Raw genomic sequence first — 20,484 nt, forward strand, 5'->3', positions numbered from 1 at the left:
GCCTCAGAGCGGTCCGGCCTGGCCCTGCACATGGTCGAACACCAGCGTCGTCTCCGTATGCCCCACCGACTCGTCGGTCGCCAGGTGGTCCAGCACCCAGTCGCGCAGCGCCTCCGTCGACGGCACCGCCACATGCAGCAGGTAGTCCGTCCCGCCGGAGACATGGAAGAAGGACAGGACCTCGGGCAGCTGCGGCACCCGGCCGGTGAACCTGTCGATCTGGACGCGGTCGTGCACCCGCAGCTTCACCGAGATCAGCGCCTGCACGCTGCGGCCCACCGCCGGCAGGTTCAGCCGGGCGTGGTATCCCTCGATGATCCCGCGCTCCACCAGCTGGCGGGTGCGCAGCAGGGCCGTGGACGGGGCGACTCCCGCCCGCTGGGCCAGTGCCGCATTGCTGATCCGTGCATCGGCCAGCAGTTCGGAGATCAGGACGCGGTCGACCTCATCCAGGGGGGCGTTCAGCGGGGGTTTCTGGGCCGGTGACATGAGGATATTCCACCACATGCCGGTGCCGCGGCGGACACGACGGGCATCGTGCACAGTACGCTGGTCGAATGACTACTGCGCCCGGGAACCCCGGTACCCGTTTCGATACGCGGCTGGCCGCCTACTGTGTCATCGTGCGTGAGGGCAGGATCCTGCTGGCCCTGTGGGACATGCGCCCCACCCTCCCCGGATTCAGCCCCCGGTGGACCCTGCCCGGCGGCGGGGTCGAACTCGGCGAATCCATCGAGGACGGGGCCATCCGCGAGGTCGCCGAGGAAACCGGGTACACCGTCCGCCTGACCGGCCTGCTGGATGTGGACGCCGGGCACATCCCCGCCGAGGCCCGGCTGCACCGCACCGAACGGCCGCTGCAAACCGTCGCGGTTCTCTACGGTGCCGAGGTCACCGGGGGCGAGCTGGCCTTCGAACGCGATGGCACCACCTCCCAGGCCGGCTGGTTCGACCTCGATGACCTGGCCCGCCTGGAGCGCACCTCACGCGTCGACTGGGCCGTCAAGGCCCACCACGACCGCCTGGAAAGGGGCATCGCATGATCCGCTTCGAGAACGTCTTCAAGAGGTACGACGGCGGTGCCCCCGCCGTCACGGACCTCACCCTGGACATCCCCGAGGCCAGCATCACCGTCTTCGTCGGCCCCTCCGGCTGTGGGAAGACCACCTCACTGCGCATGGTCAACCGCATGGTCGACGCCACCTCCGGCACCATCGAGGTCGACGGCCGGGACATCTCGGCCGTCCCCCCGCACCAGCTGCGCCGTTCCATGGGGTACGTCATGCAGGCCGGGGGGCTGATGCCGCACCGCACCATCGCCGAGAACATCGCCACCGTCCCCCGGTTGCTGGGCACGTCCAGGGCCCGGTCCCGCGGCCGCGCCCTGGAACTGCTGGAGACCGTCGGGTTGGACCGCGACCTGGCGGGGCGCTATCCCGCCCAGCTCTCCGGCGGACAACAGCAGCGCGTCGGGGTCGCGCGCGCCCTGGCCGCCGACCCGCCGATCCTGCTGATGGACGAGCCCTTCAGCGCCGTGGACCCGGTGGTGCGCACCGAATTGCAGAACGAGCTGCTGCGCCTGCAATCCCAGCTGTCCAAGACCATCGTGTTCGTCACCCATGACATCGACGAGGCCATCCTGCTCGGTGACCACGTCGCGGTCATGGGCAACGGGGGAGTGCTGCAGCAGTTCAGCCCCCCGGCCGAACTCCTGCATGCCCCGGCCAACGACTTCGTCGCCCGGTTCATCGGCCGTGACCGCGGCTTCAGGGCCCTGTCCTTCCGGCCCGCCAGCGAGCTTGACTGGAGCCCGGCCGCCGGCTACTCCGAGACCGACCTGGCGGCAGCGGTGGCCATCCCACGCACGGCCAGCGTCCGCGCCGCCCTCGACGCCGCCCTGACCTCGCTGTCGGGATTGGTCGTGGCCCAGGACCAGGACGGGGCCGTCGCCGGTGTCCTGGATGCCGCAGGCATCGGCCGCCAGATCGGGGGGAGGGACAGCGATGTTGTGGCTTGAGGGGCACCTGGACGAGATCGTCCAGCTGGCCGGTAGCCACCTGCTGCAGTCGATCCTGCCGCTGCTGCTCGCCGCAGTCATCTCCATCCCCGTGGCCCGGCTTATTCGTTCCAACGGGACCGGCCGCCGTCGTGCCCTGCGGGTCGGGGTCATCCAGCTCAGCGCGCTGCTCTACACCATCCCCTCGTTGGCGTTGTTCGTCGTGCTGCCCTCGATCCTGGGCACCCGGATCCTGGATCCCGCCAACGTCATCATCGCGCTGACCCTCTACGCGATAGCGCTGCTGGTGCGCAGCGCCGCCGACGCCCTGGAATCGGTGGACCCCGCAGTGCTGCGCGCCGCCGATGCCATGGGCTACCGTCCAGTGCGCCGGTTCCTGACAGTGGACCTGCCGCTGTCGCTGCCCGTGCTCTTCCCCGCCCTGCGCGTGGTGTCGGTGAGCAACATCTCGCTGGTCAGCGTCGGTGCACTGATCGGCATCGAGAACCTGGGAACCCTGTTCATGGACGGGCTGCGCCGCAACTTCCCGTTCGAGATCGGCGTGGGGATCGTGGCCACGCTCGTGCTGGCCCTGGTGATGGACCTGCTCCTGGTGCTCCTCCAACGGATCCTGACCCCCTGGGAGCGGGCCCGCCGCGGCCCGCGCCGGCCCCGGTGGGTGGCCGCATGAGCGCCGCGGCGATCGCCGCCGTCCTGCCCGCGGCCGGCGGCTTCGGCGGGCTGGGGGACTGGCTGGCCAGGCCCGGGACGCTCTCCGGGCCCGGCAGCATCGGGACCCGGTTGGCCGAACACCTCGAATACACCGGCATCACCTTGGCCATCGCGTTGGCGATCGCCGTCCCCGTCGGGCTCCTCGTCGGCCACACGGGCCGGGGCCGGGTCGCTGTCATCGCCGGATCCGGGATGCTGCGGGCCCTGCCCACCCTGGGCATGGTCACCCTGTTCATCCTGCTCTCCGGCACCCTGGGCATCATGCCGCCGATCTGGGCGCTGGTGCTCCTGGCGGTACCCCCGCTGCTGGCCGGCATCGCCGCCGGCATCTCGGCGGTGGACCCGCAGGTCGTCGACGGGGCCAGGGCCATGGGGTTGACCGGCACCCAGATCCTGTTCCGGGTCGAGGTGCCCAATGCGCTCCCGGTGTTGATGGGCGCCCTGCGCCTGGCCGTGCTGCAGGTCATTGCCACCGTCGCCGTCGTCTCCGTCATCAACCTCGGCGGCCTGGGCCGGTTCCTCATCGACGGGATCGCCGTGCGCGACTACCCACAGGTCTTCGGGGGTGCCGTGGTCATCGCTGCATTGGCTATTGTGGTGGATGCGGTGCTGGCGCTGGTCCAACGGATTGCCGTCTCGCCCGGATTGAGAACCCCAACAGGAGGCACCCCATGATCCGCATCACCCCCCGTCGTCGCCCGACCCGCCGGATGGCCCTCGGAGCCGCCCTGGGCCTGGTCGCCGCCCTGGGCCTGTCGGCCTGCAGCGGCTCCGACCCGCTCGCCACCGACAGCCCCCAGGCCACCGGTTCGGCAGTGGACCGGCCGCTGGTCGTCGGCTCGGCCGACTTCCCCGAAAGCAAGATCATCGCCGAGATCTACGCCGGCGCGCTGAAGGGCGCCGGCATCGAAGCCACCACCAAACCGGGCATCGGTGCCCGAGAGGCCTACGTCGGGGCCGTCAAGGACGGTTCGGCGGACATCGTGCCCGACTATTCCGGGAACCTGCTGACCTACTTCGACAAGAACGCCACCGAAGCCTCCGCCGGGGACATCATCAACGCGCTGAAGAAGGCAGTGCCGAAGGGCCTGGGCGTGCTGAAGGCCTCGAAGGCAGAGGACAAGGACTCGCTCGTGGTCACCGCGGCGACCGCCGAGAAATACGATCTGAAGTCCATCGCCGACCTGGCCAAGGTCTGCGACCAGATCGTGCTGGGTGCCCCGCCGGAATTCAAGGAACGTGCCTACGGGCTGCCCGGCCTGAAGTCCACGTACGACTGCACCCCCAAGTCCTTCGAACCGATTTCCGATGGCGGCGGACCCGTGACCGTCAAGGCGCTGATCACCAACCAGATCCAGGTGGCCGACATCTTCACCACCAGCCCGGCCATCAAGGACAACGGCCTCGTCGTGCTGCAGGACCCGAAGGACAACTTCATCGCCAACCAGGTGCTGCCCCTGGTCAAGACCGACGTCGTGAGCCAGCAGGCGGCCGACGCGCTCAACAAGGTCTCCGCCGAGCTGACCACCGAGGACCTGATCGAACTCAACGGGTACGTCTCGGGTGACGCCAAGCTCGACCCGGTCGAAGCCGCCGCCGAATGGCTGCAGGAAAAGGGCCTGGCCGGCAAATAGCCGCACGCAAATGCGACAGATCATGTCGCGGCACCGCACCGTCGATTCCCGGCCGTGCGGTGCCGTTGTCATATGCTGGGCCAATGCCCGAGTTCACACAGTCCACCAAGCTCCACAACGTCCTCTACGACATCCGGGGCCCACTGCTTGAACACGCCCAGCGCATGGAGGCCGAAGGCCACCGCATCCTGAAACTGAACATCGGCAACCCCGGGCTCTTCGGCTACGAGGCGCCCGACGCGATCCTGGTGGACATCATCCGCAACCTGCCCCAGGCCCAGGGCTATTCGGATTCGCGCGGCATCTTCTCGGCCCGCACCGCAGTCTCGCAGTACTACCAGACCCGGGGTATCCAGACGATCGGCGTCGACGACGTCTACCTCGGCAACGGCGTGTCCGAGCTGATCACCCTGAGCCTGAACGCGCTGTTGAACAACGGCGACGAAATCCTCATCCCCGCCCCCGACTACCCGCTGTGGACGGCGTCGGTCTCGCTGGCCGGCGGCACCCCCGTGCACTACCGCAACGTCGAGGAGGAGGGCTGGCTGCCGGACCTGGAGGACCTCGAGGCGAAGATCACGCCGCGGACCAAGGGCATGGTCATCATCAACCCGAACAACCCCACCGGCGCCGTCTACCCCCGGCCCGTCATCGAGGGAATGCTGGAGATCGCCCGCAAACACGGGTTGATCGTCTTCTCCGACGAGATCTACGAAAAGATCCTGTACGACGACGCGGTGCACTACAACACGGCGGCGCTGGCCGACGACGTGCTCATCCTGACCTTCTCCGGCCTGTCCAAGGCCTACCGGGTGTGCGGTTTCCGTGCCGGGTGGATGGCCATCTCCGGCCCGCGCCACCTGGCCGCCGACTACATCGAGGGCATCAACCTCCTGACCAACATGCGCCTGTGCGCCAACGTCCCGGCCCAGCACGCCATCCAGACGGCGTTGGGCGGCTACCAGTCCATCAACGACCTGATCCTTCCCGGCGGGCGGCTCAAGGAACAGCGCGACATCGCCTACCGCATGCTCAACGACATCGACGGCGTTTCCGTGCAGCAGGCCAAGGGCGCCATGTACCTTTTCCCGAAGCTGGACCGCGAGGTCTTCAAATTCGACGACGATGAACAGTTCGCCCTGGACCTGCTCAAGCAGCAGAAGATCCTCATTTCGCACGGCCGGGCCTTCAACCTGGCCACCCCGGACCACTTCCGCCTGGTCACGCTGCCCTCGGTGCGTGACCTGGAAGAGGCCCTCGGACGCATCGCCGAATTCCTGGACGACATCCGCCGCTGACCCCGTTAACCCCTGGATGGCATAGTGGTGCCCACCGGCGGGCAAACCGCCGGTTGGTGCAACCGCAAAGGGGCCACAGGTGGGCAAGAAGAAGACCGAAGATTTTCCAGGGGCGGCCTACGGATTCACCCACCCGGTGTCCTCGGTGCTGCGCGCCGGCCGGGGCTTCTCGCTGCAGGACGCCGACCCCGGCGCGAAGCCGGGGTTCCCGGGGTCAAAATCCGACGGGCGCAAGGCCCTCGCCGCAGCGGATGGACGGCTGGACGAGCTCCAGGAACGCCTCTACGCCCAAGCCCGGGGCGGGGACGATCCGACGCGGGTCCTGCTGGTGCTCCAGGCCATGGACACCGCGGGCAAGGGCGGAATCGTCCGCCATGTCATCGGCTCGGTGGATCCACAGGGCGTCCAGCTCCACGCGTTCAAGGCCCCGACCCCGGCGGAGAAGCGCCACGACTTCCTGTGGCGGATCGAACGGCGCCTGCCCGGCGCCGGCATGATCGGAGTCTTCGACAGGTCCCACTACGAGGACGTGCTCATCGGCTCGGTCCGCTCCCTGGCGAGGCCGGAGGAGATCGAACGCCGGCTCGAGGCGATCCGCGGGTTCGAGCAGCGACTGGCCGACGAGGGAACCCACATCATCAAGGTCATGCTCAACATCTCGCCGGAGGAGCAGTACCAACGCCTGGCCGAGCGGCTGGACCGTGCCGACAAGCACTGGAAATTCAACCCGGGCGACATCGACGAGCGCGAGCTGTGGGACGACTACATGCAGGCCTACCAGCGCGCCATCCGCGCCACGGATGCCGACCATGCCCCCTGGTACGTGGTGCCGGCCAACCGGAAGTGGTACGCCCGGTTGGCGGTGCAGCATCTGCTGCTGGAGACACTGGCCGGCATCGACCCGCAGTGGCCCGCCGCGGACTTCGACGTCGAGGCCCAACGTGAACGCCTGAAAAAAGCCCGCGACATCGGCTGATGCCGCCCCGGGTCAGGTAGCCCGGACGCGGTTCCACAACTGATGCGTCAGGCCGCTGGGGGAGGGGAGCGACTCGACGGTGAAGCGGTCCTCGACGCCAACGAGCCCCTCCCACAGGGAAACCCCGGCCCCCAGGACGACGGGAACCACCGCGAGGTGCAGGAAGTCCACCAGGTCCGCCTCCAGGAACTGGCGGATCGTGGAGGGGCCGCCGCCGAGGCGGACGTCGCCGTCGGCTGCTGCCTCACGTGCCAACGCCAGCACCTCGGCGGGGGTGCCGTCCACGAAGTGGAAGCTGGTCCCGTTGGCGAAGTCCATCGGCGGGCGCGGGTGGTGGGTCATGACGAACACCGGGGTGTGGAACGGCGGATCCTCACCCCACCAGCCCCGCCACCCGTCGTCGGGCCATTGCCCGGACTGCGGACCGAATTTGCGCCGCCCCATGATCTCGGCGCCGATGCCCTGGCCCCACAGGCTCGTCAGGGCCCGATCCAGCGTGATCGGTGCATCGGCCCGGTGGATCCCCTCGATCACCCGTCCGTCGAAGCGGGAGAAGAGGGCGCCGGCCTTCCCGATGGGTTCCTCGAGGCTCACGTGCTCGCCGGCGGCGTAGCCGTCCAGCGAGATGGCCAGGCTGTGCACCCGCGTGCGGAACATGACGACTCCTCGGTTCGTGGCTGGGCCAAGGCTACCGCCGGGAACCGGAACGCAACAGGGCGGGCCTCAGTCGCCGGCGGCCCCCTCGGGTGCCTCGCCGCGGCCGGCCCGGTTGCGGGCCGCGTCGAGCCGTTCGCGTGCCCCTTCGAGCCACGCCTCGCACCGGGCGGCCAGGGCCTCGCCGCGCTCCCACAATGCCAGCGACTGTTCCAGGCTGGCCCCGCCCGCTTCCAGCTGGGCGACGACGGCCACCAGTTCCTCGCGTGCCTGTTCGTAGCTGAGCCCCGCGATGTCGGCGTTCGTGTCGGTATCGGTCATCCTGCTGCCTTCCTGTTGGCCGCCTCTTCGTCGGGATCGTCCTCGGTCGAGAGGACGACGGCGGTGAGATTTCCGCGGGCCAGCCGGATGGCCAACCCGGTGTCTGTGGGTGCATCCGCGGGGGAGCGGACCACGGCTCCGTCGGTTCTCTGCACGACGGCGTAGCCCCGGTCCAGTGTCTGCTGGGGGGAGAGCGCCCTGACCTGGGCGCGCAGGTGGGCGACGGCGTCGAAACCACGCCTTACCAAGGTGTCGATGGACCGGTGTGAGCGCTCGCGCAGGCGTTCCAGGTCCTCGTCGCGGACCTGGACCATGCCCTCCGGGTGGGCCAGGACCGGGCGGGTGCGCAGTGCCTCGAGCTGCTGGCCGGCCCGGTCGATGAACAGGGCCACCGCCCGGTCCATCCGGGTCCTGGCCTGGTCGATGCCGGACCGTTCCTCGGCCAGGTCCGGGACGATCCGCTTGGCGGCGTCGGTGGGGGTGGAGGCGCGCAGGTCGGCGACGTCGTCGAGGATGGGCCGGTCGGCCTCGTGTCCGATGGCGCTGACCACGGGAGTGGTGGCGTCGGCGACCGCGCGGACGAGTTCCTCCGCGCTGAAGGGCAACAGGTCCTCCAGCGCGCCGCCGCCGCGGGCAATGACGATCAGGTCCACCGACGGGTCGGCGTCGAGCTCGCGCAGCGCGGCGATCACCTCCGGAACCGCGTTGACGCCCTGGACCGCTGTGTTGCGCACCAGGAACTCCACTGCCGGCCAGCGCAGGGTGGAGTTGCGGATGACGTCCTTCTCGGCGTCGGAATTCCTGCCGGTGACCAGCCCGATCCGCTGGGGCAGCAGCGGGATCCGGCGCTTGCGGGACGGGTCGAAGAGCCCCTCCTCCGCCAGGGCATGCCTCAGTCGTTCCAGCCGGGCCAGCAGGTCGCCCAGCCCGACGGGGCGGACGTCGGAGGCGACCATGGAGAGCCGCCCGGTCTTCAGGTACAGGTTCGGGGCCAGCCGCGCGACCACCCGCGAGCCGACCTCGGGCTTGGTTTCCAGGCGCCGCATGACCGAGGACCAGACGTTCACCGAGAGCGAGTACTCCACGTCCACGTCGCGCATGGTCAGGTACGCGTGCCCGTTGCGGACGTTGGCCTCCAGCAGCTGGCCCTCGATCCAGGCGGCGGGGGCCCGTTCGATGTGCTGTTTGAGCTTCTCGGAGAAGACCCGCAGCGGCCAGGGGGACTCGGGGGTCGTGTCGCCGGCCATGCGCGGCAAGGTGCTCCCACCCTCGGTCCGTTCGCCGTCCGTTGCCGGCGGGTTCGGGTTCTCCACTGCTCTTGCTCCCCGGTCTCGGTGCGTCCCGGCGGTCGTCCGGTTCCATGTACATGCATACCAGTAGGCTGGGATAAATGGGCGTGACCTTCAGGGCGCGCCGGAGGGAAACGGAACAGACCCGAGGGGGCAGAGTGCGCACCGCGGTCTCCACGTTGCTGATGATCCTGGCGTCCCTGCTGGTCCTGGGAGCCGTCACCGGATCACTGGTGGACCGGTTGGCGCACACGGAGGGGCCCACCCGGGACATCGCGGCCAGCCTGCCCCACGACGACGCAGTCCGGGCGGCGCTGCCGCCACTGGTCCTGCACAGGATCCTCGACCAGCTGCCGGAGGGCATGCCGGTGCCGGTTGCCCTGGATGGGGTGCTGGAACGCGCCAGCGACACCGCGGTCACGGCGGTTCTGGACAGCGCCCGCTTCCAACCTGCGTGGATCGCCAGCGTCGAGGAGTCCCGCCGGGCCTATGTGGACCGGCTGGAGGACGTCAGGGCAGGACGCGCCGAGACGGCTCCTGCGGTCCTGGAGCTGGGACCGCTGGCCACGCAGGGGGTCACGCGCCTGAAGGATGGCGCCGACGCCCTGGGGCTGGGAATGTTTGCCGGCGTGCTGCCAGCTGACGTCGAGGCCTCCGTCCAACTGGACCTGCAGGGAACGGACCAGGCCGGCTCACAGCGCATCGCCACCGTGGTGTGGGCCGCCGGATTCTGGGGATGGGCCCTGGTCCTGGCAGTGGTGGCTGCCCTCGCGGCGCTCTGGTGCGCCCGGCCCCGTGCGCGTGGACCGGTCCTGGCCGTCGGTGGGCTCCTGACGTGCATCTGGGCGATCGTCCTGCTCACCCACCCGTGGTCGGCCGGCCCTGGGGACCTGACGGTGGCGCAGCCCGGGGCCGGTCCGAGCGTGTCCGAAGCCGCTCAGCTGCTCGGCGATGCCGTGCGGGCGAACGTCATACGGGTCGTGAACGACCAGCTGGAATCGGCGGCTGTCCCGTGCCTGATCGGTGGGGGGATCGTGGTGGTCGCCGGGGTTGTGATTCGACTCATCGAGGACCGTCGACGGAACGGATAGCATGGATGGCATGTCCATCAGCCCTGCCGTCCCGGTTTCCGTTCCCATGCCCCGGGTGCCCCGTCGTCGTCGTTCCCCCGAGGAAATCGCCGCGGCCGCACCCGTCGAGGGTCCCAAGCGCGTCCTGCTGGCCGCTCCGCGCGGCTATTGCGCCGGCGTGGACCGTGCGGTGATCGCGGTGGAGAAGGCGCTGGAGCACTACGGAGCACCGGTGTACGTGCGCAAGCAGATCGTGCACAACATCCACGTCGTCTCCACCTTGGAGGAGCGCGGTGCGATCTTCGTCGAGGAGACGGAAGAGGTCCCCGAGGGGGCCCTGGTGGTCTTCTCGGCGCATGGCGTGAGTCCCGCCGTCGTGCAATCGGCGGCCGATCGCCACCTGCGCACCATCGACGCCACCTGCCCCCTGGTTACCAAGGTGCACCGCGAAGCAGTGCGTTTCGCCAAGGCCGAGAACCACATCCTGCTCATCGGCCACGAGGGCCACGAGGAGGTCGAGGGGACCTTTGGCGAAGCTCCCGAGAGCACGACGATCGTCAACAACCCGGCGGAGGCCCGGACCGTCGAGGTCGAGGACCCCGACCACCTGATCTGGCTCTCGCAGACCACGCTCTCGGTCGACGAGACGATGGAGATCGTGAACATCCTGCGCGAGCGCTTCCCGAACCTGCAGGATCCGCCCAGCGACGACATCTGCTATGCGACCTCCAACCGCCAGGCGGCCATCAAGAAGATCGCCCCGGAAGCGGAACTGGTGATCGTCGTCGGGTCGGCGAACTCCTCCAACTCGGTGCGCCTGGTCGAGGTCGCCCTTGAATACGGGGCCAAGGACGCCCACCGGGTGGACTTCGCCAACGAGATCGACGAGGGCTGGTTCGAAGGCATCTCCAGCGTCGGCGTCACGTCCGGCGCCTCGGTGCCGGAGGTGCTGGTCCGCGAAGTGCTTGACCTGTTGACCGAATACGGCTTCGGGCCCGCCGAGGAAGTCGTCACCGCCGAGGAGGACATCTTGTTCTCCTTGCCGAAGGAACTGCGCTCCAAGCTCAAGGAAGCCGGGGACTCCTCACGCGGTCTCGGCGGCCACGGCGGCGGCCGCTAGGCGCTTTCGCTGTTTTGCTCGTCGCTGCCGCGCTCCGGTAGCGGGTCGGCGGAGAGCAGTTCGCTGGCGCTGAGGACCCGCGGCGTGGCCTCAAGTGGAGCGACCGACAGGCTGGCCTTGTCGACCGCATTGGTTCCATGACCGGGATTGAGGTCCTGGATGCGGCGCACCGAGGGCAGCACTCGCGCTTCCAGCGTCCCCACGAACGAGTTGTACTTCTCCACGCTCGACTTCAGCGAGGAGCCGAGCTTGGTGACGTGGGACCCCAGGGTCCCCAAACGGGCATACAGCTCCTGGGACTCGTCGAACAGTGCCCGGGCGTTCTCCGTCAGCAGCTCCTGCCGCCAGGCAAACGAGAGCCCCTTGAGGATGGAGAGCAGCGTCGCCGGGGCCGCGAGGGCCACGTTGCGGGAGAACGCATGGTCCAGCAGGCCCGGGTCGCTGGTGACCGCTGCGGCCAGGAATGATTCGGCCGGCAGGAAACAGACCACCAGTTCCGGGCTGCCCGGAATGGATTCCCAATAGGACTTCGAGGCCAGGTCGTCGACATGGGAGCGCAGCGCCTTGGCATGGGCCTCCAAGAGGGAGCGGCGCTCGGTCTCCCGCGCCGGTTCGGCCAGCAGGTCGATTTCCTGGGCCAGCAGGTAGGAGTTCAGCGGGACCTTCGAGTCCACGGCGACTGATTTGCCGCCCGGCAGGGTGATGACCATGTCGGGTCGCTTGCCGGCGGAGGTGGTGACCTGTTCGTTGAAGTCCACGCGTGAGAGCATTCCGGCGGCCTCGACCACGCGGCGCAACTGCACTTCGCCCCAGGTACCCCGCGCCGAGGTGTTGCGTAGCGCGCCGGCGAGCGACGACGTCGTCCTCAGGATGGCCGCATCCTGTTCGGCGGCCATGCTCAATTGTTGGCTGAGTTGGCCGTATTGCTCGACGCGGTCGCGTTCCAGGACGGTGACCTGCTGCTGGACCTGGTGGAGCTTTTCGGCAACGGGTGCCAACACCTGCAGGACCTGTCGATCAGCCCCGTCCCGGGCACGGTCTGCGTCGGCGCGCGACTGCAACGATTCCACCTGGCCCCGGGCGGTGGCCAGTGATGACTGGGCCACAGCCAACTCGTGGGTGGCCCGCTGGTTCTGCTCCGTGAGCACGGCAAAGCGGTCCCGCAACCCGAGCAACCAGAGGCCCGCGGCCCCGATGACCAGTCCCAAAAGCAGCGTGAGAGTCGACACAACCCATGCAAAAGCGTCCATGCCCCCACTCTGCCAGCCTGCGCCGACAGTTTGGGGCAGGTAGAGTTGTCTCCCGTGGCTCTTACTATCGGAATCGTCGGACTGCCCAACGTCGGCAAGTCAACCATGTTCAATGCCCTCACCCGCGCGCAGGTTCTCGCGGCGAACTACCCGTTCGCCACGATCGAGCCGAACGTGGGCGTGGTTCCCCTGCCCGATGAGCGCCTGAAGGTGCTCGCCGGGATCTTCGGTTCCGAGCGGATCCTGCCGGCGACGGTGTCCTTCGTCGACATTGCCGGCATCGTGAAGGGCGCCTCGGAGGGGGAGGGGCTGGGCAACAAGTTCCTGGCCAACATCCGCGAAGCCGACGCGATCTGCCAGGTCACCCGCGCCTTCTCCGATCCCGATGTGGTGCACGTCAACGGGGAGATCGACCCGGCGGGAGACATCGAGACGATCGCCACCGAGTTGATCCTCGCTGACCTGCAGACGATCGAAAACCAGCTGCCGCGCCTGGAAAAGGAAGTGAAGGCCAAGAAGGCCGATGCCTCCCTGCTGGCCGCCATCAAGACCGCCCAGGAAGTCCTCGAGTCCGGGACGACCTTGTTTGCCGGTGCCGCTGCCGCGAAGCTGGACCTGGCGGAGATCGCCTCCCTGCAGCTGATGACCACCAAGCCGTTCATCTACGTCTTCAACATGGACGAGGATGGGCTGGCCGACGAGGCCCTGCGGGCTCGTCTCTCAGACCTGGTGGCTCCCGCAGAGGCCATCTTCCTGGATGCCCAGTTCGAGTCCGACCTCGTGGAACTGGACGAGGACGAAGCCGCCGAGATGCTCGAGGAAGCCGGCTACGCCGAGTCCGGTCTGGACAAGCTGGCCCGCGTCGGATTCAGCACCTTGGGCCTGCAGACCTATCTGACCGCAGGTCCGAAGGAATCACGCGCCTGGACCATCCACCAGGGTGACACGGCTCCGCAGGCTGCAGGAGTCATCCATACGGACTTCCAGCGGGGGTTCATCAAGGCGGAGGTCATTGGTTTCGACGACCTGGTTGCCGCAGGGTCGACCGCAGCCGCCAAGGCCGCCGGCAAGGCGCGGATCGAGGGCAAGGAATACGTCATGAAGGACGGCGACGTGGTGGAATTTCGGTTTGCGCTCTAACCTCTGGACCGCGCTGCCGCGATGCTAGTGGCCTCGCGCCTCCGCTGGCGGACCGTTCCGAAACGGCCGCCGCCGGAGGAGACGATCATCCCGAGTCGATGACTTCGGCTGCTGCCCGATGAGACCACGGCTAGGATTCCCCTAGTTCCATTAGCGGTCGGATCGATGGGGATGTAGGCATGGCAGGCATCGAGTTGCCGCACCAACCGGGGTCGTTGGTGGAATACAAGTTGGGCTACCTGGAGTGCCCCGTCGTCCTCGTGCCGGCGACTTGGGATCCCCGGGCCCGATCCTTCAGCGGGGCCCGTTGGTGCTGGCTGGTGTACGACCTCGACAACAATGGGCACTTTCTGGAGGTCCTGGATGCTGGCAGGGTTTCACGCAAGGGTGTTTCGGTCATGTGGTTGGCGCCCGCGCCGATCGCCGGGAGGCAATCTCGTGCGCTGTGTAGGCCTGGTGCGGTCGCCACGCTGGACGGAGAGGTATATGCATACTGTCCGAGCTATCGAAATCGTGAAGACGAGGGTGCGTGGGTGAATCCCGTGCTCGGTATTGGTCCACGGGAGATTGAACATCGCGGTATCGAAATCGTGCCAGGGCAACCCTGAGCGCAGCTGCATGCTAGAGAGTTGTGGCGAATGCGTCTCCTTTGAGGATCAGGCGGAGTCTCGTCCGCTAGGGTTCGACTGTGGAAGATCGGAAACTCCCCCAAGAGCGGCGTGTCGCTTTCTGGATTACGATGCTTGCTCCCGTGGCCATGGGCTTGGTGGCGGGGGTGATGCGGCTTGCCTTTCCGGGATTGTCGTCGGACGGTGCGGAAGTGCCGCCAGGGGAGCGCATGTGGAGCCCGGTACTTGCCGGTTTGGTCGTGGCCATGCTCCTGCAAGTCGGTCGATGGTGGCTCCAACGGCGGTCCTTGGAGCGGGCGGGCGAGGGGGTCAAGACCCTTGGCGCCGTGTCGCTGCTTGTTGTGTTATGTGCCGCCGGCCTGGCAGCCCTCATGGATCCGGGTGCGCTATGGATTTTGCTTCCGCTACTTTTCTTTGTTGGATTTCTCTGGTGGTGGCCACGCAAGAAGATCGCGGATCCGCGCCAGAGGCTTCTGGGCATCTACTGCGTCTGCGATCTGTGTTTTCTGGATTCGGCCATTTTGATTTCAATGGCACTGTCACCGATATCCTGAATGGAGGGCCGTCAGACCTACGGCATGCCATTCTCTATGGCGCTTAGGCGGACGATTTGCCGACCCTGCGGGGTTTTGCGTTCCTGCCACCCTGATCGGGCACTTCTGAGTGCGGGTCTTACGGGGAAATTCCTGTTGCGGAATTTCGGCGAAACCAGGGCCGGGGTTTTCCGGCGTCGTGTTCCGGTAATGGACCGGCTTACGGGCGTTCGATTGCGGACAACGGCACCTGAGCCCAAGGTCAGGAGCCGGCCAGTTCTGGGAGGCCGCAAAGGGTAGCTGGCACCAGGCTCGACGTTTTCATTGCTCGGACTTGCTGACCCTGACTGAATGTATTTCAATCCCCTCTCTGTCGGTGGGGTTCTCTCCGTATATGCGAACAGCGCTCTTTTGCATGTGCATCCCATCGGGGCTTTGAGTGACTAGGGCTGGCCCTTCTGCGAATACCTCGAATTCCCTGCCATTGCATTTTTCCTTCGCCCATTCAAGAACTTCATGAATTCCCTTCGACTCAGTTAGGCACGCTGATTCTGACCGGAAACCGGCGTTCTTCCCGGACGGCGCATCCCAAAAACGAACGAAATACGTCTTTGCGGAAATTCGAACTTCCAGCGCAAGCAGGTCCGATGGAGTCACCTTCATGCTGCCCCAGCTCCTTGGTAGTAGTGGTTTTCGCGGCTCATCTGATTGTGGAGGATCTTCTCAGTTCAAACTAGTCGTCGGCGGGTGCCATTCGAAAACCGCGAGGAATCTTCAATCCACCTATTGTGCAAAAACCCTTGGAAGACTAAGTTCGGCCTACCATCGAAAATCTCAGGGGGGGAAATGGGTAAGAAACTACTGTCTGCCGCACTGATCGGCAGCTTAGCCGGGATCGGCTTGGTCGCAGGATCTGTGGGGGCGGCGGCACCAGCTTCAGCCGCAGTGATTGTGTCAGTTTGCACAGTCAAAACGAACTACGCGCACGGGTCTACGCATGTTAGCGGCACGATTAATGTCGAAGGCAACATCAATTGCACCGATGTCATGCCAGAGATCTATTTGCGCACGACCCTAAGGAAGACCAGCAACAACAAGAGCTGGCAGGGAACGCCAAAGGACTATTTCAACGCTACGACGTTTTCTACGTTTGCCAGCACCAGTTGCAACCAAGCGCCTGGAAGCTTCCGTGGCGAAACCTACTATTCACTACGTTTCCCGCCGGGTTACACGCCAGCGACGGCAAAAGGGACGGTTAGCGGGGCGACAACTTCCGTGAACTGCAATGGGGCGAATTTGCTACCCGAGCAACCAGGAGAAGCCGAGACCGTGGTCGTCCGCTCGACCATCACGGCCCCAGGATCGCAGGTGCCCAGCCCGGGAAGTGTTCAGCCGGAGCTGTTCTAGCGCGAAAATTTTCCGGGATAAGTGACGGGGTAATAAGTGCCCGGCACCTTTTCCTGCGGGACAGCAATGGGCCGAGTTCGACGCTTAGCTGGCAGAGCCAGGAGTTCCGCTCTGCTTGCTGATCAAGAAACGTAGGCCACGTTGAACGCCGTAAATTTGTCGTAGTCCACCACTGGGACGCAGAGCCCAGGCCCGTGCCGATCCTGACTCCCTGCCCGCCGCAAAACTGCCCGGTGAGGGTTCCTCTAGTGGAACAGTCCCCACTTGGAATTGCTCGTAGAGCGCGGGCCGAAAATCGGTTCACCATTGGCGACGCGAAGCCCAGGAGATGTGACGCGCGGGTCGGGCTTGCCGAGAGCTTTTGGCGGGCCCTACGTCCTTTGGCTTACATAGGTTATTCGGCTACGGAACGTGGTTGAATTTAGATTCCATGTGCAATAGACAGCCTTTTACCTGGGGTTTTTTGCTTCCCCTCGCGATTTGAGGCGTGTAGCAGCCCGAAGGACATACTTTCTGCACGACCAAACGCGCTGTCCAGTGAGCTTAACGCACACTAAAGACCACGAGCATTTTCCCTCCTGACAGCACTAGGCGCGCCTTGAGTTGACCATGAGGGAGGCTGGTTTCACTTTGCAGCTTGCCCGCTGGCATGATCGGGGTCATGGCCTCGGAAGACGAACCCGACCTCATCGATGGGCTCCTTGAGTGGCTAGTGCCGCCAGATCTTTAGGGGCGACCCAAGGCCGAGCAGCTTGCCGTGAGCGCTGCGCTGCTCCACCGGCTGAAGGAAGCGCTCGCCAACGAGCCAGAGTCACTCAGCCGTCAGATGTCCAGGCGGCAGGTCAGCCCGGAGCTCCCACAGCTCATCGGTGAGGTTGTCATCGCCGCGGCTTGGGCCGAGGACGCCGGTGGCACTTTCCTACAGGCGACCTCTGGTGACTGGGACACTCGGGCAAGAGGTTACGACGACACCAGCTCACGCCTCGTCAAGGCGCTCCGCGACACGGCGCCGAAGGCGGTTGTCGACCGCTTGGAGGCAGCGCTTGAGCTCCGCCACTTCATCGTTCACGACGTCTGGGGCAACGGCTCGTACGTCAAGCACCCGGACACTGGCGAGCCGTTCGACTTTGTCTCCATGTAGCGCCGGTACCGGACAGAAGCCCCGGAGAAGGACACCAAGGCCTTCATGAAGTCGGCTCTGAAGTGGCTCGCCCGCGAGTTCTGGGAGATCGAGGACGAGCTGGAGAAGCTCCACTCCGATGTGCTCTTAGGCAAGGGCAAGGCTGAGTAGACGGCCCCCAGAGTGCCGACACCGGCAGCGGCTCATCCTGTTCTTGCCGGCCGGGGCCTGTTGGCACCATATTCTGTTGGCATGAAGACGCTTAAAGTTGAACTGACCAACTGCCACGGCATCCGATCGCTTGACGCGAAGCTGGACTTCGGTGGCCGCAACGCAGTGGCCATCTACGCGCCCAACGGCACGATGAAGACCTCTTTCGCCCGGACCTTCAGGGACCTGGCCACGGGCAAGGAGACCACCGACCGAGTCTTCCCCGGCCGCGAGTCCTCGCGCTTAATCACCGACGAGAACGGCCAGTCGCCAGACCCCGGGAACGTCGCCGTTGTCCTGTCCTACGACGAGGAGCTCGGCCCGACGGAGTCGACCTCGACCCTGCTCGTCAACCCTGAGCTTCGGAAGGAGTACGAAGGGCTCCAGGTTGATCTCGTCGATGCCCGCGACGCCTTGATCAGAGAATTAACGGCTCAGGCAGGCACGAAGCAGGACGTGATCTCGACGATCTCGAAGGTCTTCACCCAGAGCGATGATCGGTTCTACGACGCCCTAGTGCGCATAGCCTACGAGGTCGAACAACTCGAGGACGCTCGATTTGCCGACCTGCCCCACGACCTGCTCTTCAACGAGAAAGTAGCCACCGCGCTCAAGGGCGCTGACGTCCAGGCCCAACTGACTGCGTACGTGACCCGACTCAATCAACTTCTCGACGAGTCCACGTTCTTCAACAGGAGTTCGTTCACGTACTACAATGCCACGAACGTTACGAAGAGCCTCGGTGCCAACGGCTTCTTTACCGCTCAGCATTCGCTCCTACTGCACGGCGAGGATGAGCCGCGCCAAATTAAAAGCGACGCTGATCTGCAGGCGTTGATCACCGAGGAGAAGCAGCGCATCAGCGACGATGACGCGCTGCGCAAAAAGTTGGACGGTGTCGAGCGTGCTGTCCAGCGCAATGAGGACACACGAAAGTTCTTTGAGTTCATCGCGAACCGGGAAGATCTCCTCCCGGAGTTTGCCAACGTCCAAACTTTCCATCAGGACGTCTGGAAGTCCTACCTTAAGGCGAACGAGGAGGCTTTCCTACGCGTTGTGACGTGCTATAAAGATACCGAGAAGCGACGCAAGGCTATCGAGCAGCAGGCGGCTGCCGAAAGCACGCAGTGGGATAAGGTCATCAAGATCTTCAACGAGCGATTCTTCGTGCCGTTCACTCTCCGCGCGGAGAACAAGCACCAAGTGGCTCTCGGCCAGGACTCCATGCTTAAGCTGGTCTTCGAGTTTAGTGACGGCCAGGATTCCGCGAGTGTCGAACGGGATGACCTGCTGTCAGTGCTCAGCAACGGTGAAAAGAAAGCGCTCTACATCCTCAACGTCCTCTTCGAGATGGAGGCGCGCAAGGCTACGGATCAGGAGACTATCTTTGTCATCGATGACCTCGCCGACTCCTTCGATTACAAGAACAAGTACGCCATCATCCAATACCTTAAGGAGATGGCGGATCACGCGAGCTTTAAGCTGATCCTCCTCACGCACAACTTCGATTTCTTCCGCACGCTTCTCAGCCGAAGTGTCGTCGGCTACAACAAATGCTTCATGGCCCAGAAGGGCGAGGGGAAGGTCTCTCTGAGCCAGGCCAGCCACGTGAAGAACCCTTTCATCTACGCCTTCAAAACAAACTTCTTTGGCAACGGCATGCAGCGCATTGCCTCGGTGCCGTTCGTGCGTAACATCCTCGAGTACACCAAGGGCGAGGACGACTCTGATTACTTGAAGTTGACCTCGCTGTTGCATTGGAAGGCCGACTCGGCGAGCATCGATAACGCCGAACTCGACCGGATCTTCAACGAGACTTTCAAGCCGGGTAAGAAAAAGAAGTCGTGGAGTGCCGGCACGGAGCCGGTCATTGATTTGCTGTTCGAGCAGGCAGAAGTGGCGCTCACCGCGGACGAGGGCATCAACTTTGAGAATAAGATCGTGCTGTCCATTGCCACTCGCATCGTCGCCGAGCAGCACATGGTGGCCTTTCTTGCCGACCCGACGTTCACGGATGGGATCACTGGCAACCAGACCCAGGTGCTCTTCCAGGCTTACAAGAACCGAGGCCACGGGTCCGACGAGTCACGCCGCACACTCGACGACGTCGTGCTCATGACTCCGGAGAACATCCACGTGAACTCATTCATGTATGAGCCGATAATCGACCTCTCCGATGCTGCTTTGCGCGAGCTCTACACGCGGGTGAAGAGCCTCTAGGTTGGCCAGCCCGGGCATGCGCGATGACTGAGCCATAGGTTTGTATGCTACGGAACGTGGTGGAATTTAGATTCAATGTCTAAGAACCGGCTCCGACCACCAAATTTACTCTTCTGTCGTCCCGTGATTGGGAGCTCTGGTATTCCCGTCTAATGTCTGGGCCTGCCAAGGTTCTCAGTACTTCAGCCGAAAAGGCATACTTCAATCATGGCAACGAAATTTCCCCGGAATGTCGACAAAGACATGGTCAGGTGGGCTCACGCGTGGGCGGCTGCGGCTTCACAGACCTACGAGACCATAGAGTCCATTTCGATCCCGGAGTCGCCGGCAACGGAGGCAGGCCGTCGGGACGCGATGACCATGGTGCTCGTGGACGCTGTGCGCAACGTTGCCAGGGGAGCCGAATCGTCCTTTGGGCAAGGTAGCGAGCTGATCCGTCGCTTTAATGAAGCGCACCCCCAACTCAAGAACCTTCGCGACAGGTTCGAGCATTATGAGGACTACGTCAGAGGCACCGGTGTTGCACAGCGTGAAGGCCGGGAACGGGGCGGAACGCCTCTAGAGCTGGACACGGCAGGAATCGAGATATCGGCATCCAGCGGCGGTGGTCTGGAGGGCCATCTGGTGTGCATCGCCGTGATCGAGCGAGACAGCAATGGACAACCGACGAAAGTGACGTACGAAGCACCATCCAAAACGATCACTGCAGCAGCACGTCAGCTTGCTCGTGACCTAGTCGAGGCAGCAGGCATGCTCGACGAGCACCACCTCGACAGGTGCGAGATTTGCGCCGACCCGCGCAATCTCTGAAGCGACCCGGCAGGCTCGCTACCCTGCCAGCTGCTTGGAGTCATGACGTTCGGAGCCGTGTCTTCGCTTCTATCA

Annotated in this window: 21 protein-coding genes; 15 read left to right on the forward strand and 6 right to left on the reverse strand. The window is 65.1% G+C overall.

Annotation, left to right across the window (positions count from 1 at the left end; translation table 11 throughout):
- Positions 1-3: 3 nt before the first annotated feature.
- On the reverse strand, positions 4-489 hold the full coding sequence (locus ACN0TP_RS02405; protein ID WP_417216127.1) for an Lrp/AsnC family transcriptional regulator: 486 nt from the start codon (positions 487-489) through the stop codon (positions 4-6).
- Between the two features lie 68 nt (positions 490-557).
- On the opposite strand from ACN0TP_RS02405, the gene ACN0TP_RS02410 reads away from it, so the two are divergent.
- The 7 genes from ACN0TP_RS02410 (at position 558) to ACN0TP_RS02440 (ending at position 6,636) form a co-directional block, all read left to right on the forward strand.
- Entirely contained in the window at positions 558-1,043 is a 486-nt protein-coding gene (locus ACN0TP_RS02410; RefSeq protein WP_417216129.1) for an NUDIX hydrolase, read from the forward strand.
- The gene (locus ACN0TP_RS02415) at positions 1,040-2,017 is read left to right on the forward strand and encodes an ABC transporter ATP-binding protein (RefSeq protein WP_417216132.1); all 978 of its coding nucleotides are present in this window, start codon (positions 1,040-1,042) and stop codon (positions 2,015-2,017) included. The genes ACN0TP_RS02410 and ACN0TP_RS02415 overlap by 4 nt, the downstream gene beginning before the upstream one ends.
- Positions 2,004-2,687 carry an ABC transporter permease gene (locus ACN0TP_RS02420; protein WP_417216134.1) on the forward strand — a complete coding sequence of 228 codons (684 nt, stop codon included), beginning with the start codon at positions 2,004-2,006 and terminating at the stop codon, positions 2,685-2,687. Before ACN0TP_RS02415 ends, ACN0TP_RS02420 begins: the two co-directional genes overlap by 14 nt.
- Positions 2,684-3,403, forward strand: a complete 720-nt coding sequence (locus ACN0TP_RS02425) for an ABC transporter permease (RefSeq protein WP_417216137.1) — start codon at positions 2,684-2,686, stop codon at positions 3,401-3,403. The genes ACN0TP_RS02420 and ACN0TP_RS02425 overlap by 4 nt, the downstream gene beginning before the upstream one ends.
- The gene (locus ACN0TP_RS02430; protein ID WP_417216140.1) at positions 3,400-4,362 is read left to right on the forward strand and encodes an ABC transporter substrate-binding protein; all 963 of its coding nucleotides are present in this window, start codon (positions 3,400-3,402) and stop codon (positions 4,360-4,362) included. The genes ACN0TP_RS02425 and ACN0TP_RS02430 overlap by 4 nt, the downstream gene beginning before the upstream one ends.
- Positions 4,363-4,445: 83 nt before the next feature.
- Positions 4,446-5,660, forward strand: a complete 1,215-nt coding sequence (locus ACN0TP_RS02435) for a pyridoxal phosphate-dependent aminotransferase (protein ID WP_417216142.1) — start codon at positions 4,446-4,448, stop codon at positions 5,658-5,660.
- A 79-nt stretch (positions 5,661-5,739) separates the two neighbouring features.
- Complete coding sequence (locus ACN0TP_RS02440; protein ID WP_417216144.1) at positions 5,740-6,636, forward strand: PPK2 family polyphosphate kinase; 897 nt, start codon at positions 5,740-5,742, stop codon at positions 6,634-6,636.
- Between the two features lie 12 nt (positions 6,637-6,648).
- On the opposite strand, the gene ACN0TP_RS02445 is transcribed toward ACN0TP_RS02440, so the two are convergent.
- The 3 genes from ACN0TP_RS02445 to xseA form a co-directional block, all read right to left on the reverse strand.
- The gene (locus tag ACN0TP_RS02445; protein WP_417216147.1) at positions 6,649-7,293 is read right to left on the reverse strand and encodes a dihydrofolate reductase family protein; all 645 of its coding nucleotides are present in this window, start codon (positions 7,291-7,293) and stop codon (positions 6,649-6,651) included.
- 66 nt (positions 7,294-7,359) lie between these two features.
- The gene (locus tag ACN0TP_RS02450) at positions 7,360-7,611 is read right to left on the reverse strand and encodes an exodeoxyribonuclease VII small subunit (RefSeq protein WP_417216150.1); all 252 of its coding nucleotides are present in this window, start codon (positions 7,609-7,611) and stop codon (positions 7,360-7,362) included.
- Positions 7,608-8,858, reverse strand: a complete 1,251-nt coding sequence (gene xseA / locus ACN0TP_RS02455; protein ID WP_417216498.1) for an exodeoxyribonuclease VII large subunit — start codon at positions 8,856-8,858, stop codon at positions 7,608-7,610. Before xseA ends, ACN0TP_RS02450 begins: the two co-directional genes overlap by 4 nt.
- A 200-nt stretch (positions 8,859-9,058) precedes the next feature.
- Between xseA and ACN0TP_RS02460 the strand changes: the two genes are divergently transcribed.
- Both ACN0TP_RS02460 and ACN0TP_RS02465 read left to right on the forward strand, forming a co-directional pair.
- Positions 9,059-9,991, forward strand: coding sequence for a hypothetical protein (locus ACN0TP_RS02460; protein WP_417216153.1), 933 nt, complete (start codon positions 9,059-9,061; stop codon positions 9,989-9,991).
- 10 nt (positions 9,992-10,001) lie between these two features.
- On the forward strand, positions 10,002-11,090 hold the full coding sequence (locus ACN0TP_RS02465; protein WP_417216156.1) for a 4-hydroxy-3-methylbut-2-enyl diphosphate reductase: 1,089 nt from the start codon (positions 10,002-10,004) through the stop codon (positions 11,088-11,090).
- Here ACN0TP_RS02465 and ACN0TP_RS02470 read toward each other — a convergent pair.
- Complete coding sequence (locus ACN0TP_RS02470; RefSeq protein ID WP_417216158.1) at positions 11,087-12,340, reverse strand: DNA recombination protein RmuC; 1,254 nt, start codon at positions 12,338-12,340, stop codon at positions 11,087-11,089. The genes ACN0TP_RS02465 and ACN0TP_RS02470 overlap by 4 nt on opposite strands.
- A 54-nt stretch (positions 12,341-12,394) precedes the next feature.
- On the opposite strand from ACN0TP_RS02470, the gene ychF reads away from it, so the two are divergent.
- Positions 12,395-13,480, forward strand: coding sequence for a redox-regulated ATPase YchF (gene ychF / locus ACN0TP_RS02475; RefSeq protein WP_417216161.1), 1,086 nt, complete (start codon positions 12,395-12,397; stop codon positions 13,478-13,480).
- 688 nt (positions 13,481-14,168) lie between these two features.
- Positions 14,169-14,663 (forward strand): hypothetical protein, encoded by a 495-nt coding sequence (locus ACN0TP_RS02480; RefSeq protein WP_417216164.1) that lies wholly within the window; start codon positions 14,169-14,171, stop codon positions 14,661-14,663.
- A 300-nt stretch (positions 14,664-14,963) separates the two neighbouring features.
- On the opposite strand, the gene ACN0TP_RS02485 is transcribed toward ACN0TP_RS02480, so the two are convergent.
- Positions 14,964-15,305, reverse strand: a complete 342-nt coding sequence (locus tag ACN0TP_RS02485) for a hypothetical protein (protein WP_417216167.1) — start codon at positions 15,303-15,305, stop codon at positions 14,964-14,966.
- A 183-nt stretch (positions 15,306-15,488) separates the two neighbouring features.
- On the opposite strand from ACN0TP_RS02485, the gene ACN0TP_RS02490 reads away from it, so the two are divergent.
- From ACN0TP_RS02490 to ACN0TP_RS02505, 4 genes are all read left to right on the forward strand, one after another.
- On the forward strand, positions 15,489-16,049 hold the full coding sequence (locus tag ACN0TP_RS02490) for a hypothetical protein (RefSeq protein ID WP_417216170.1): 561 nt from the start codon (positions 15,489-15,491) through the stop codon (positions 16,047-16,049).
- Between the two features lie 757 nt (positions 16,050-16,806).
- Positions 16,807-17,190, forward strand: coding sequence for a hypothetical protein (locus ACN0TP_RS02495; RefSeq protein WP_417216172.1), 384 nt, complete (start codon positions 16,807-16,809; stop codon positions 17,188-17,190).
- A 231-nt stretch (positions 17,191-17,421) separates the two neighbouring features.
- Complete coding sequence (locus ACN0TP_RS02500) at positions 17,422-19,599, forward strand: hypothetical protein (RefSeq protein ID WP_417216175.1); 2,178 nt, start codon at positions 17,422-17,424, stop codon at positions 19,597-19,599.
- Positions 19,600-19,806: 207 nt separating this feature from the next.
- Positions 19,807-20,409, forward strand: coding sequence for a hypothetical protein (locus ACN0TP_RS02505; protein WP_417216177.1), 603 nt, complete (start codon positions 19,807-19,809; stop codon positions 20,407-20,409).
- The last annotated feature ends 75 nt before the right edge of the window (positions 20,410-20,484 follow it).

The sequence above is a fragment of the Arthrobacter sp. genome, from assembly GCF_048266065.1.
GTDB lineage: Bacteria > Actinomycetota > Actinomycetes > Actinomycetales > Micrococcaceae > Arthrobacter_H.